Annotated in this window: 11 protein-coding genes; 6 read left to right on the forward strand and 5 right to left on the reverse strand. The window is 69.8% G+C overall.

Translation table 11 applies throughout. From position 1 onward, the window contains the following. Positions 1–380: 380 nt before the first annotated feature. Together AB0J64_RS22870 and AB0J64_RS22875 are read right to left on the reverse strand one after the other, a co-directional pair. Positions 381–893 (reverse strand): PH domain-containing protein, encoded by a 513-nt coding sequence (locus AB0J64_RS22870; RefSeq protein ID WP_364029933.1) that lies wholly within the window; start codon positions 891–893, stop codon positions 381–383. A gap of 39 nt (positions 894–932) precedes the next feature. Beyond that, positions 933–1,754, reverse strand: a complete 822-nt coding sequence (locus tag AB0J64_RS22875) for a biotin--[acetyl-CoA-carboxylase] ligase (RefSeq protein WP_364029936.1) — start codon at positions 1,752–1,754, stop codon at positions 933–935. Positions 1,755–1,789: 35 nt separating this feature from the next. Here AB0J64_RS22875 and AB0J64_RS22880 point away from each other — a divergent pair, with 35 nt between their 5' ends. The 3 genes from AB0J64_RS22880 (at position 1,790) to AB0J64_RS22890 (ending at position 5,979) form a co-directional block, all read left to right on the forward strand. Then, positions 1,790–3,994 (forward strand): FdhF/YdeP family oxidoreductase, encoded by a 2,205-nt coding sequence (locus AB0J64_RS22880; RefSeq protein WP_364029939.1) that lies wholly within the window; start codon positions 1,790–1,792, stop codon positions 3,992–3,994. Continuing rightward, a complete protein-coding gene (fdhD, locus tag AB0J64_RS22885; protein WP_364029942.1) occupies positions 3,991–4,833 on the forward strand; it encodes a formate dehydrogenase accessory sulfurtransferase FdhD in 843 nt (280 codons plus the stop codon). Before AB0J64_RS22880 ends, fdhD begins: the two co-directional genes overlap by 4 nt. 66 nt (positions 4,834–4,899) lie before the next feature. Continuing rightward, on the forward strand, positions 4,900–5,979 hold the full coding sequence (locus AB0J64_RS22890; protein WP_364029945.1) for an epoxide hydrolase family protein: 1,080 nt from the start codon (positions 4,900–4,902) through the stop codon (positions 5,977–5,979). Between the two features lie 113 nt (positions 5,980–6,092). Here AB0J64_RS22890 and AB0J64_RS22895 read toward each other — a convergent pair whose 3' ends face one another. From AB0J64_RS22895 to AB0J64_RS22905, 3 genes are all read right to left on the reverse strand, one after another. Next, entirely contained in the window at positions 6,093–8,714 is a 2,622-nt protein-coding gene (locus tag AB0J64_RS22895; protein ID WP_364029948.1) for a phosphoenolpyruvate carboxylase, read from the reverse strand. A 68-nt stretch (positions 8,715–8,782) separates the two neighbouring features. After that, positions 8,783–10,342, reverse strand: a complete 1,560-nt coding sequence (locus AB0J64_RS22900; RefSeq protein WP_364029951.1) for a hypothetical protein — start codon at positions 10,340–10,342, stop codon at positions 8,783–8,785. Next, entirely contained in the window at positions 10,342–11,115 is a 774-nt protein-coding gene (locus tag AB0J64_RS22905; protein WP_364029954.1) for an ABC transporter ATP-binding protein, read from the reverse strand. Before AB0J64_RS22905 ends, AB0J64_RS22900 begins: the two co-directional genes overlap by 1 nt. 36 nt (positions 11,116–11,151) lie before the next feature. On the opposite strand from AB0J64_RS22905, the gene AB0J64_RS22910 reads away from it, so the two are divergent. The 3 genes from AB0J64_RS22910 to AB0J64_RS22920 all read left to right on the forward strand — a co-directional run bounded on the left by AB0J64_RS22910 (position 11,152) and on the right by AB0J64_RS22920 (position 13,996). Beyond that, complete coding sequence (locus AB0J64_RS22910; protein ID WP_364029957.1) at positions 11,152–12,741, forward strand: acyl-CoA carboxylase subunit beta; 1,590 nt, start codon at positions 11,152–11,154, stop codon at positions 12,739–12,741. Next, positions 12,738–12,947 carry an acyl-CoA carboxylase subunit epsilon gene (locus tag AB0J64_RS22915; RefSeq protein ID WP_364029960.1) on the forward strand — a complete coding sequence of 70 codons (210 nt, stop codon included), beginning with the start codon at positions 12,738–12,740 and terminating at the stop codon, positions 12,945–12,947. The genes AB0J64_RS22910 and AB0J64_RS22915 overlap by 4 nt, the downstream gene beginning before the upstream one ends. Positions 12,948–13,054: 107 nt before the next feature. Continuing rightward, positions 13,055–13,996 (forward strand): NYN domain-containing protein, encoded by a 942-nt coding sequence (locus AB0J64_RS22920; protein ID WP_364029963.1) that lies wholly within the window; start codon positions 13,055–13,057, stop codon positions 13,994–13,996. Positions 13,997–14,057: the final 61 nt, after the last annotated feature.

Below are 14,057 nucleotides of genomic sequence, written 5' to 3' on the forward strand. Positions count from 1 at the left end.
ACGTCCCGGCCGTGCTTGCGGCCCATCTCGATGAGGGCGCGCTTGGTGGCGCCGATGGCCGCGTCGGCAGCCTTGCGCGCCATGGTCGACTTGGCCAGGAACTTCGGTTTGAAGTCTTCCACCGCGAGCGCGTCATGATCGCGCACGACCCGTTTGGCCCACTTACGGCCGGTGTCCTCCCGTTCATCGCAAGGTTGAAGCCCGATCGCCTTGGCGGCGATCCGGCTGTCCCCGTCCTGCTTCGCAGGAGGCCCAGATTCCTCCCGGCCCTAAGGACCCGAGCTTCTGCCGGAGGTTGTGGTGAAGCGGGGCGACGCGCCGACGAGCAACCGCTCGATCTCCTCGGCGGTCGGCCTGCCGCGGCTCGGGCTGCTCACCTGTCAGCGGCCGTCGATGTCGCCGTCGGAGGCGTCCTCGACGAGCCTGAACAGGTCGGTACGGACGTCCTGGATCCTCGGGATGTCACGCAGCACGATCTCGCCCCGGTCGCCCGCGGACTCGACGGTCAGCGTGCCGCAGCCGAGCAGGCGTTCGGGGAACGTCTGGTCGGAGCTGACCGTGTTGACCTTGGCGATCGGGATCTCGTCGGTCGACTTGTTGAGCACGCCCATGCTGATCGTGAAGCGGTGGGTGGTGAGCACGTAGCCGGTGTTCACCCAGCGCAGGTACGGCACGAGCGTGTAGATCGTCAGCAGGACGAGGCCGATGACGACGGCGGCGATCCTGGCGTAGAAGGCGTACTCCCACTCGCCGGGGATGAGGAACAGCGCCGCGCCGACTGCCCCGACGACGAGGATCAGCGCGAAGAAGGGGCCGATGAGCCGCTTCCAGTGGGGGTGGAAGGATCTGACGCGCTGCTCACCCTGCGTCAGATGGTGGTCGGGAAGGGTCATGGCCCAAATCGTCCCACCATCGCCGCCCGGCGGCCACGTTCATTCCGCCGTCCTTACATGTACGACATCTCCAGCGCTCAGCGTGTAGCGCTCGCCCTCCGACTCCACCTGCAGATGCCCGGACAGGTCGATCCCCGTGGCGAGTCCGGTCAGCGCCTGCTCGTTGGGCAGCTCCACCCTGACCCGCCGCCCGATCGTGGCGCTGACCGCCAGGTACGCCGAGCGCAGCCCCGACGCCTCCGGGTCGCCATCGGCCGCCGTCCACTCCCTGTAGTGGTTCTCGATCTCCCTGAGCACGGCCCTGAGCAGCGGGTCCCGGTCGACGCACGCGGCCTTCTCGACGGCCAGTGACGTGGCCGTCTCGGTGGGCAGCTCCTCCCGCGTCAGCGACACGTTCAGCCCCATGCCGATGACGACGGCGTCGTCGGCCCGCTCGGCCAGGATGCCGGCCAGCTTGCGCTCGCCGATCAGCAGGTCGTTGGGCCATTTGAGCCGCACGTCCACCTCTGCCACGTGGCGCACCGCCGAGGCGGCGGCGACGCCGTACAGGAGGGGCAGCCAGCCCTGCGTGGCGATCGGCGGCCGCGGCCTGAGCAGGATCGAGAACGTCAGGCCCGAACGCGGCGGCGCCGACCAGCTGCGCCCGAGCCGGCCGCGGCCCGCTAGCTGCGACTCCGCCACCAGCACCGTCCCCTCCCCTGCGCCGCCGGAGGCGGACGCGGCGAGGTCGGCGTTGGTGGAGCCGGTGCTCTCCACGACGGTGACGCCCGTCCACAGGGAGCCGGGCCGCACGAGCGCGCGGTTGAGCGCGGCCTCGGAGAGCGGCGGGCGTTCGAGGTCGGAATAGCGTGAGCCGGACATCCCCCTATCTTGGCAGGCAAGAGGAGGATGGAGAGATGAGCAAGCCTTTGGATCCGCGCAACTGGGCCTCCTGGCGGCCGTTCGGCATCGGGTTGCGCAAGCCGAACAACTACCTGGAGCTCTGGAAGGCGTTCAAGTCGGTCAAGGGCAACCGGCGCTATGCCTGGCGGATACTCAACCAGGGCACCTGCGACGGGTGCGCGCTGGGCACCCAGGGCATGCGTGACTGGACGATGGACGAGATCCATCTGTGCAACATCCGGCTGCGGCTGCTGCCCCTGAACACCATGCCCGCCCTGGACACATCCCTTTTGAGCGACGTCTCGGGGCTCGCGGGCAAGAAGAGCGCCGAGCTCCGCGAGCTGGGGCGGCTGCCGTACCCGATGCTCCGCAGGCGGGGCGAGCCCGGCTTCGCCCGGATCAGCTGGGACGAGGCGCTGCGCGTCGCCGCCGACGGCCTGCGTGAGGCGCGCTTCGGCGCCTATCTGACCAGCCGCGGCATGCCGAACGAGAACTACTACGCCGCCCAGAAGGCCGTGCGCGCGCTCGGCACCAACAGCATCGACAACGCCGCCAGGATCTGCCACTCGCCCTCGACAGTGGCGCTGAAGCAGACCATCGGCGCCGCGGCCACCACCTGCTCGTACGCCGACTGGATCGGCTCCGACCTGATCGTGTTCATCGGCTCGAACCCGTCGAACAACCAGCCGGTCGCGATGAAGTACCTCTACCACGCCAAGAAGGCGGGCACGCGGATCGCGATGGTCAACGCCTACCGCGAGCCCGGCATGGACAAGTACTGGGTGCCGTCGAACGCCGAGTCGGCCCTGTTCGGCACGAAGATCACCGATGCGTTCTTCGGCGTGAACGTGGGCGGGGACATCGGCTTCCTCAACGGCGTGCTCAAGCACCTGATCGAGAACGACTGGGTGGACAAGGAGTTCGTCGACCGGCGGACGACCGGCTTCGAGGAGCTGCGCGCCGAGCTCGCGGGCCAGTCGTGGGAGGAGCTGGAGGCGCTGTCGGGGGCGTCCAGGGACGACATGTACCGCCTGGCCAGGCTGCTGGGCGAGGCGAAGTCGGCGGTGCTGGTGTGGTCGATGGGCATCACGCAGCACACGTACGGCGAGGACAACGTCCGCTCGATCGTGAACCTGGCGCTGGCCAGGGGCTTCGTGGGGCGCGACAAGTGCGGGCTGATGCCGATCAGGGGGCACAGCGGCGTGCAGGGCGGGGCGGAGATGGGCGCGTACGCGACCGGGCTGCCCGGCGGCCTGCCGATCACGCCAGAAAATGCCACGAAATTTACTGATATGTGGGGATTTGAGGTCCCGGACACGCCCGGCCTGACCGCGACCGACATGATCGACGCCGCCCACAGCGGCGACCTCGACGCGCTGGTGTCGAGCGGCGGCAACTTCCTGGAGGTCCTGCCCGACCCGGCCTACTGCCGCGAGGCCCTGTCGCGCCTCAGGCTCCGGGTGCACATCGACATCGTGCTGTCGTCGCAGATGCTGGTGCCGGGCGAGGGCGACGTGCTGCTGCTGCCCGCGCAGACCCGCTACGAGATGGTCGGCGGCGTGACCGAGACCTCCACCGAGCGGCGGGTCATCTTCTCCCCCGAGGTCGAGGGGCCGCGGATCGGCGAGGCGTGGCCGGAGTGGAAGATCTTCACGGAGCTGGCCGCCCGCACACGTCCCGAAATTTCGGCAAAAATTGGCTTTACCGGCACCCCGCAGATCCGCGCCGAGATCGAACAGGCGGTCCCCTTCTACCGGGGCATCGCCGGCCTGCGGAGGTTCGGCGACAACGTCCAGTACGGCGGGCGCCACCTCTTCGCCGACGGCCGCTTCCAGACCCCCGACGGGCTGGGCAGGTTCTCCGCTGTCGGGCTGCCCGCGCTGGAGCGCCCCGACGGCGCGTTCATGGTGGCGACCAGGCGCGGCAAGCAGTTCAACAGCATGGTCCACGAGCGCCTCGACGGCTTCAACGGCGCGCCGCGCGAGGCCGTGCTGATGAGCGAGTACGACGCCGACCGCCTCGGCCTGCCCGACGGCGCCCCCGTCGAGCTGCGCTCCGGCGAGCGTGCCTACCGGGGCAAGGTCCTGCGGGCCCCGCTGATGCCGGGCAACCTGCAGATCCACTGGCCCGAGGGCAACGTCCTGCTGGACGAGGCCCGCCGCTCGCCCGACGCGCGGATCCCCGACTACAACGCCCTCGTCACTGTGCGGCCGCTGTGAAGACGCGCCCGGGAGCCACCAGCCGCGTCAGGATCACCGAGCTCTCCGGCTCCACCGCCAGGGACCGCCGCGACGACCTGGCCACGGAGGAGCCGCTGGAGATCCGCCTCACCGCCGCCGACGGCACGCGCAAGACCGTGGCCATCACCATGCGCACCCCTGGGCACGACTTCGAGCTGGCCGCCGGGTTCCTGCACGGCGAGGGCCTGGTCGGCCCCGGCGGGATCGCGGCCATCGCGTACTGCGTCGACGAGGACGTCCCGCCCGAGGCCCGCTACAACACCGTGACGGTGCGCCTGCACGGCCCCATCCCCGACCTGCCCGCCCTCGACCGCCACTTCCTCACCTCGAGCGCCTGCGGCGTCTGCGGCTCGGCCGGCCTCGAAGTGCTGCACGACCGCTGCGAGCCGGTCCCCAGGGGCCTGCTGAAGCTCACCCCCGAGCTCCTGTACGCCCTCCCCGACCGGCTGAGGAAGGCGCAGGGCGGGTTCGGCAAGACGGGTGGGCTACACGCGGCCGGGCTGTTCTCCGCTGCCGGGGAGCTGGTGGCGCTGCGGGAGGACGTGGGGCGGCACAACGCCGTGGACAAACTGACCGGCTGGGCGGCGCTGAGCGAACGGCTGCCGCTGGCCGAGCACGTGCTCATGGTCAGCGGCAGGACCAGCTACGAGATCATGCAGAAGGCTCTGGCGGCGGGCATCCCGGTGGTGTGCGCCGTGTCGGCGCCGTCGTCACTGGCGGTCGACCTGGCCAGGGAGTTCGGCATGACGCTGGTGGGTTTCCTGCGGGGCGAGCGCTGCAACGTCTATGCGGGCGCGGAGAGGATTTTTGTGGAATGAATCGTTCCGTTCTGCTATTCTTGGAACAGAACGAACCGTTCCCCTGCTTCGAAAGAGGAGCTTGCCGTGAGCATCCGCCCCTTCCGCATCGAGATCCCGCAGACCGACCTCGATGACCTCCGGGCCCGCCTCGCCCTGACCCGCTTCACGGACGAGATCGCCGGCGCCGACCAGGGCGTCAGCGTCGAGCGGGTGAAGCGCCTGGTCGGCTACTGGCGCGACGGGTTCGACTGGCGGGCGCAGGAGGCCAGGCTCAACGCGTACCCGCAGTTCACCACGGAGATCGACGGGCAGAACATCCACTTCATCCACGTTCGCAACGAGAACCCCGACGCCCTGGCGCTGATCCTCACCCACGGCTGGCCCGGCACCGTCGTCGAGTACCTCGACGCCATCGAGCCCCTGTCGCGCCACTTCCACCTGGTCATTCCGTCGGTGCCCGGCTACGCCTTCTCCGGCCCCACGCACGAGCTGGGGTGGAACAACCAGCGCATCGCCAGGGCGTGGGCCGAGCTGATGGCCCGGCTGGGCTACGAGCGCTACGGCGCGGTAGGGAACGACGGCGGCTCGATGATCTCGCCCGAGGTCGGCAGGTTCGACCCGGACCATGTCGTGGGCGTGCACGTCACCCAGCTGTTCTCGTTCCCGTCGGGCGACCCGGCCGAGTTCGCGGACCTGAGCGAGGAGGACCAGGCGGGGCTGGCCGTGCTCGACTGGTTCTGGAAGGAGAAGGGCGCCTTCAACGTGCTGCACTCCCAGCAGCCGCAGACCCTCGCCCACGCCATCGCCGACTCCCCCGCAGGGCTGCTCGGCTGGCTCGCCCAGCTCTTCGACGAGGACCTGGACGACGACTTCGTCCTGACCAACACCTCGATCCACTGGTTCACCGGGACGGCGGGGTCGGCGATCCGGCAGTACTGGGAGAACGCCCGCATGGAGCAGCCCAAGGAGCCCACCACCGTGCCGACAGCACTGGCGATGAGCGAGGGCGACTTCAAGTCGATCCGCCGCTTCGCCGAGCGCGACCACGCCAACATCGTGTCGTGGAAGACGCTGCCGGCCCCGGTGCACGGGCACTACGCCGCGCACACCGCGCCCGAGGTCGTCGCGTCCGACATCGTCGCCTTCTTCAAGGGCCTCGGCTAGTACCCCTTCCCCCTGCTCCTTCGCGACCCACCGCACTTCGGCTGGGGTCCCTTGGGGAGGGTGGCGGCGCCGCAGGTCGGTCGCGGCGCCGCCAGGGCCGCGGCTGGGACGGGTCAGCCGGTGTTCTGGAGGCCCGCCGCGACGCCGTTGACCGACAGCAGCAGGAGCGTGGACAGGCGCTCGCGCTCCTGCTCAGACGGGTTCCCGGTGCGCAGCGCGCGCAGGGCCCGCAGCTGCAGGTGCGACAGCGCGTCCACGTACGGGTCGCGGAGCTGGACGGCGCGCGAGAGCACCTTGCGGTTCTCCAGCAGCCGCGTGTGGCCCGTGACTTGCAGCACCAGCTCGCGGGTCCTGTCGTACTCCTCCAGCACCTGCCGGCTGAAGTCCTCCCGGCCGCCGAGCGCCAGGTAGCGCTTGGCGATCGAGCGGTCGGTCTTGGCCAGCGACATCTCCGCGTTGTCGAGCATCGCGTTGAACAGCGGCCACTCCGCGTACGCCGCCCGCAGCTCGTCAAGAGAGCCGATCGAGGCCAGGCCGGTGCCGAGGCCGTACCAGCCGGGCAGGTTGACCCTCGTCTGCGCCCACGCGAACACCCACGGGATCGCCCGCAGGTCGTCGAGCGAGCGGGGCGCGCCGAGGCCGCGGCGCGCGGGGCGCGAGCCCAGGCGGAGCGTGCCGATCTCCTCCAGCGGGCTGACCAGCCCGAACCACTCGGGGAAGCCAGGAGCCTCGGTCAGCGCGCGGTACGCCTGCTCCGACGCCGTGGCCACCTGCTCGGCCAGGCCGCGGAAGCGCTCGGCGGCGGCCGCCGTACGGTCGCCGACGGTAGGCGAGGAGGCCAGCAGCACGGCGTTGGCCACCTGCTCCATGTGGCGGCGGGCGATCGCGATGTGGCCGTAGCGGGCGAAGATGACCTCGCCCTGCTCGGTGACCTTGAACCGGCCCGCGACCGAGCCGGGCGCCTGGGCCAGCACCGCGCGGTTGGCCGGGCCGCCGCCGCGCCCGAGCGCGCCGCCGCGGCCGTGGAACATGCGCAGCTTCACCTCGTGCTTGGCCGCCCAGGCGGTCAGCTCCTCCTGCGCCTCGTAGAGCCGGAGCGTGGCGGCGGCGGGACCGAGCTCCTTGGCCGAGTCGGAGTAGCCCAGCATGATCTCCATGCGCCGCCCCGTGGTCGCCAGCCGTGCCTGCACCTCCGGGATCTCGAGCATGCCGGTCAGCACGAGTGGCGAATTGGCGAGGTCCTGGCCCGACTCGAACAGCGGCACCACGTCGAGCACGGGAGCCCGGTCGCCGAGCGCGTGCCTGGCCAGCTCGTAGACGGCCGCGATGTCGTCGGCCGAGCGGGTGAACGAGACCACGTACCGGGAGCAGGCCGTGACGCCGAACCGCTCCTGGATCCAGGCGATCACCCGGATCGTGGCCAGCACCTCCTCGGTGCGCTCCGACAGCTCGCCGCCGGCCCTGACCTCCTCCAGGGCCGCCGCGTGCACCTGGGAGTGCTGGCGCACCTCCAGCTCTGCCAGGTGGAAGCCGAACGTCTCCACCTGCCAGATGAGGTGCTGCAGCTCCCCGTACGCCTGCCGCGGCGCGGAGCCGGCCAGCGACTCCTGCACCAGGCGGAGATCGGCCAGCAGCTCGGCGGGCGAGCGGTAGGCGAGGTCGAGGTCGCGGCGGCGGGTGGCGGCGATGCGCGTGGCCACGAACAGCAGCCACTGCCGGTGCGGCTCGCGCGGCGAGCGGGTGGCCAGCTCGGAGACCACGTCGGGGTAGGCGTCCACGGCCGCGGCCAGCGCCGACTTCAGCCCGGACGACGGCGGGGCGAGCTGGACGGAGGCGGTCAGCGTGCGGGCGATGCGCGCGCAGGCGGTCTCAAGGGCCGACAGCACGTGCTCGGACTGGATCTGGATGGTCTCGCGGGTCACCCTGGCCGTGACGTTGGGGTTGCCGTCGCGGTCGCCGCCGATCCAGCTGCCGTACCGGATGAAGGGCCTGGCCTGCGGCGGGCGGGTGCCGGTGTGCTCGTCGAGCGCGGCGTCCAGCGAGCGGTAGACCTGGGGCACCATGCGGAACAACGTCTCGTCGAAGGCCGCCATGGCCGTGCGTACCTCGTCGAGCGGGTCGAGCTTGGTCGAGCGGAGCTGGGCCGTGCGCCACAGGAGGTCGATCTCCTCCAGCAGGCGGCGCTTGCTCTCGGAGCGCTCGGAGGCGCCCCGGCCTGGTGCGTTGTACTCGGTGAGCTGGCCGCTGATGCGCTGGATGGCGGTCACGACCGCGCGCCTGCGTGCCTCGGTGGGGTGCGCGGTGAGCACCGGGTGCAGCTCCAGGCCCTCCAGCAGCTCGGTGACGCGCTCGTGGCCCAGCTGCTGCACGGCCTGGGCCAGCGACTCGCGCTGCACCTTGCCCTCGGCATCACGCTCGCGCAGCGTGCGGATGCGGTAGTGCTCCTCGGCGAGGTTGGCTAGGTGGAAATAGCAGGTGAACGCGCGGGCGACGGCCACCGCCCGCTCGATCTCCCATCCTTCGACCATGGCGGTGATCTCGTCGGCGGAGATCTCGCCTCTGCGTGCTGTGATGACGGCCTTGCGCAGACGTTCGACGTCTGCCAGCAGGTCCTCACCGCCCTGTTCGGCGAGCACCTGGCCGAGCAGTTTGCCCAGCAGGCGCACATCATGGCGTAGCTCGTCCGGCATCTCGGTAACGGCGGCGCTGCGACGCTCGAGCCCCTGGTCAATCATGTTTTGAAGGGTATCGACTCGTTCGGGGAAGCCGTAGACCGGTCTCGCCAATTGGACTAGACCACTACTCAAGAAGCCTTTGACACGGCTCCCACCAGCTCGGGGAGCCTGGCGTACCCGATCCTGGCGGCCAGCCGCCTGCCGAGCGCCTCGGCCAGCAGCCCGTAGAACGGCGCCACCGCGCACACCCAGAACCAGCCGAGCACCAGCGGCACCACGAACGGCAGCGACAGCAGAGCTATGCCGGTCATCGCGCCCAAGGACGAGGCGAGTGCCTGCCCGCCCTGCCCGGGCGCGGCGCCGCTGAAGGCGTTCATCCGCTCGGGCACGGTGTACGGCAGCACCACGCTGGTCACCGAGCCGACGCCGAACCCGACCCCCAGCGCGCCCCATCCGGCCAGCGCAGCCGGGACGATCATGCCGGGATGGCCGGTGAACAGGCCGACGGCCACCGCGATCACGGCGAGCAGCGGCCCGGCGATCAGCGCGTTGGCCAGGTGGCGCCCGGCCAGGTCGATGGCCAGGCCGCGCTCGGAGCCGAACGCCACGGCGTTCATCCACAGCGAGCGGCCGTCGATGCCGAACGCGTTGCCCGACTGCAACGCGATCATCAGGGCGCCGACGGAGGTGAGCACGATCGGCGCCCCCTCCCCGCTCCCGCTGTTCCTGGTGAACGAGAACGCCAGCACGGCGGTCACCACGACCGCGCTGAACCAGCCGACGCGGGCCCTGGGCTCGCGCCTGATGTACTTCAGCTCCTTGGTCACCACGGCCGCCAGCGGCCCGTCCGGCAGGAGCCGGTCGGTCAGACCGCTCTCCCTGCGTACGGACGCGCCCTGGGTGGAGACGTCGGGCGTGACCAGGGCCCTGCCCAGCGCCTTGATCCACAGCCAGCCGAGCACCACCACGACCACGGCGACGAACGCCAGCTCGGCCAGCCCGACCAGGCCGCCGTCCGCCATCGCGTGCGCGGCCATGCCCGGCGGGGTCCACCTGAACACGGCCGCCACACCGGCCATCATCGCCGCCGGGTCGCCGAGCCCCCGGTTCATCACGAGGTTGGGCAGCTGCGCGAGCAGCACCACGAGCAGCGCGGCCACGGCCAGCACGTCGCGGCCGCGCCGGCTGCGCAGCGCGCTGGAGAGCGAGGTGGTGATCAGCCGCGACGTCACCACGCAGAGCGCGAACTGCAGCAGCACGGCCGGCACCCCGAGCAGCACGCCGCCGACGCCCGTCGCCAGGCCGACCAGCGCGCCCGCCGTGACGATCAGCATGGCCGCCGGCCAGACGCCGGTCACGGACGCGGTGAACAGGCCGATCGCCAGCTCGCGCGTGCGCAGCGGGAGCAGCGACAGCTTCGCCGGGTCGAGCGTGTCGTCCAGGCCGAACGCGAGCAGCGGCACGATCATCCAGCTGATGAGGAACATCGTGAACGCGATGATCACGAGCTGCGCGGCGATGTCGTGGGACGCCAGGCGGAGCAGGCTCATGAGGAGGAAGCCGAGCGCGGCCAGGCCGACGGCGGCGATCAGGGTGAAGACGAAGCCGAGCTTGCGCTGGACGTCGCCGCGCAGGTTGCCGGCCAATAACCGGAGCTTGAGCTGAGCGAAGAGGGTGATCGTGCTCATCAGTGCTCTCCCGGCTTGGCGCCGAGCCAGGTCAGGCCGCCTTCGCCGTGGCCGCGGGGGCCGCCGACCAGCTCCAGGAACGCCTGGTTGAGGCTGCGCCCGCCGCGTACGTCCGCCAGCGGCCCCTGAGCCACGATGTGGCCCGCGCTCATCACCGACACCCAGTCGCACAGCCGCTCGACCAGGTCCATCACGTGACTGGAGAAGATCACGGTCGAGCCGGACGCGGTGAAGCGCCGCAGCACGTCGGTGAGCGTGTTGGCGCTGACGGGGTCGACGCCCTCGAACGGCTCGTCGAGGAAGAGCACCGACGGGTTGTGCAGGAGCGCGGCGGCCAGGCCGATCTTCTTGCGCATGCCGGTGGAGTAGTCGACGACCAGCTTGTCGGCCGCGCCGTCCAGGTCCATCACGGCCAGCAGCTCGCTCGCGCGCTGCTCGACGTCGGCCTTGGGGATGCCGCGCAGCCGGCCGTTGTAGAGGAGCAGCTCGCGGCCCGACAGGCGCTCGAACAACCGCAGCCCCTCCGGCAGCACGCCGATGCGGGTCTTGACCTCGACGGGGTCGCGCCAGACGTCGAACCCGTCGATCTCGGCCGAGCCGCCGTCGGGACGGAGCAACCCGGTGATCATGCTCAGCGTGGTGGTCTTGCCCGCGCCGTTGGGCCCGACGAGCCCGGTGAAACTCCCCGCGGGGACCACGAGATCGACGCCCGCCACGGCGACCTGCGGCCCGTACCGCTTGAACAGCCCCTGCGTGCGAACCGCGTCCGTCATGGAATCAACTCTAGGAGGAGGACTAATCTTGCGCGCATGAGCACAGCTGCGGAATCGATTCCGGGACAGCCGGATATTCACACCACTGCTGGGAAAATCGCCGACCTTGAGCGGCGCCTCGACGAGGCCGCGCACGCGGGCTCGGCGGCCGCGGTGGACAAGCAGCACGCCAAGGGCAAGATGACCGCCAGGGAGCGGGTGCTCGCGCTGCTGGACGAGGGCTCGTTCGTGGAGTTCGACGAGTTCGCCAGGCACCGGTCCACGATGTTCGGGCTGGAGAAGCGGCGGCCGTACGGCGACGGCGTCATCACCGGGCACGGGACGGTCGACGGCCGGCAGGTGTGCGTGTTCTCGCAGGACGTGACCGTGTTCGGCGGCTCGCTCGGCGAGGTGTACGGCGAGAAGATCGTCAAAGTGCTCGACATGGCGGTCAAGACCGGGTGCCCGATCATCGGCATCAACGAGGGCGGCGGCGCGCGCATCCAGGAGGGCGTGGTCGCGCTCGGCCTCTACGCGGAGATCTTCAAGCGCAACGTGCACGCGTCCGGCGTGATCCCGCAGATCTCGCTCATCATGGGCGCCGCGGCCGGCGGGCACGTCTACTCCCCCGCGCTGACCGACTTTGTCGTGATGGTGGACCAGACGTCCCACATGTTCATCACGGGGCCCGACGTGATCAAAACGGTGACGGGCGAGGAGGTCACGTTCGAGGAGCTCGGCGGGGCCCACGCGCACAACACGAAGTCGGGCGTGGCCCACTACCAGGCCGCCGACGAGCACGACGCGCTGGAGTACGTGAAGGCGCTGCTGTCGTACCTGCCGTCGAACAACCTGGACGAGGCCCCGATCTTCGAGGCCGCCGCCGACCTGGAGCCCGACCCTGAGCTCGACGAGCTGATCCCCGACTCGGCGAACCAGCCGTACGACATGCACCGGGTGATCGAGCACGTGGTGGACGACGGGGAGTTCCTGGAGGTCCACGCCCTGTTCGCGCCCAACGTCGTGGTGGGGTACGGCCGCGTGGACGGCCAGCCGGTCGGCGTCGTGGCCAACCAACCCATGCATTTCGCGGGATGTCTGGATATCAATGCTTCAGAGAAGGCAGCAAGATTTATTCGAACATGTGATGCCTTTAATATTCCTATACTGACATTTGTGGATGTGCCGGGATTCCTTCCTGGGACCGATCAGGAATGGAACGGAATCATCCGCCGGGGCGCCAAGCTCCTCTACGCCTACGCCGAGGCCACCGTGCCGCTCATCACGGTGATCACGCGCAAGGCGTACGGCGGCGCGTACGACGTCATGGGGTCCAAGCACCTCGGCGCGGACGTCAATCTGGCCTGGCCGACCGCCCAGATCGCGGTCATGGGAGCGCAGGGCGCGGTCAACATCCTCTACCGGCGCGAGCTGGCCGCGTCCGAGGACCCCGAGGCCGAGCGCGCGAGGCTCGTCACCGAGTACGAGGACACGCTGGCGAACCCCTATATCGCGGCGGAGCGCGGCTACGTGGACGCGGTGATCCGGCCGTCCGAAACCCGATCCCAGGTTGTGAGGGCGCTGCGGGCGCTCAGGAACAAGCGGGCGACGCTCCCGCCGAAGAAGCATGGGAACATCCCGCTATGACGGCAGATCTGCGAATTGTCCGGGGCGACGCCACGCCCGAGGAGATCGCGGCGTTGGTGGCCGTACTCGCGGCGCGACAGGGCTCCCGGACCGAACCGGAGAAGTCTCCAGTACCGCGAAGACAAACGTGGCGAAACCCAGCCAGAGGTATGCGTAAGCCTGTCGTCCCAGGGAAGTCGGCTTGGCGGGTGAGCGCACTACCCTAGATAGATCCTGGGAAACGGGTGTCAACCACTCCGGGAGTTGGGACTATCTAGAGAAAGTAGGCGTATATAGTCGGCCGATCAACTAACACCGCGGCCTGGAGGACGACATGGCCATCCCAGACCTCATGCCGCATCCTGTGGCAGCCAAGTACGCCGTCCTGGTGGATGTCGGTTATCTGTACGCGGCGGCAGGTGAAGTGCTGCTCGCCGCGAAGGAACGCAAGGAATATCGGGTGGCCGCCGATGAGCTCATCCAGAGTCTACAGAAACATGCAGAGGAACGTATTTCCGGCGAACTTCTGCGGATCTATTGGTATGACGCAGCCCGTGATCGCGTGCCCACCGTCGACCAGCGTGTCATCGCTCAGCTGCCCTGGGTCAAGGTGCGACTTGGCAACCTGAACGCCCGTGGCCAGCAGAAGGGCGTGGACGCGCAGATCAGGAGTGATCTGGAGGCACTGGCGAGGCATCATGCGGTCACCGACACGATCCTGTTGGCGGGCGATGAGGACATGGTTCCGGCGGTCGAGGCGGCGCAGGCGTACGGCGTCCGCATCCACTTGTGGGGCGTCGAGCCGCCTTACGGCACCAACCAGGCCGAGCGCCTGGTGTGGGAGTCCGACACCGTAGAAGTGATCTCCGCTGATTTCCTGAGGCCCTTTTTCAGCCGTGCTCCCCAGCCTGTCCCTGTCGCTCCACCCGTCACCGCTCCCTCGCCCGCGCAGGTCTTCGCCGGGCGCGCGCCCGTCAAGCCGCACGCCAAGCCCGGCCAGGTGGCCAAGCTCGGGCCGAGCCGCCCGCGCGTGGAGGACGTGGGCGAGCACGTGGCACAGAAGTGGATCCTCACCCGTGGCCGCGACAACATCCGCGACCTGCTGCCCGGCCCGATCCTGCCGACCGTGATCGACACCGAGCTGCTGATCGAGGCGGAGAAGGAGCTCGGCCACTCGCTGCGCCCGTACCCGGAGGCCCGGGTGTGGCTGCGTGACGGCTTCTGGGCCAGGGTCTACCGGGAGTTCGACCTAGGGGTGGGCGTCTCGTCCAAGTAGCCGTCACGTACGGGTCCGATTTCCGCCAGTCGGCCCCGTTGGCGAGCGCATACTGTCGGAG

It is taken from the genome of Nonomuraea sp. NPDC049695 (assembly GCF_040674955.1).
GTDB lineage: Bacteria > Actinomycetota > Actinomycetes > Streptosporangiales > Streptosporangiaceae > Nonomuraea > Nonomuraea helvata.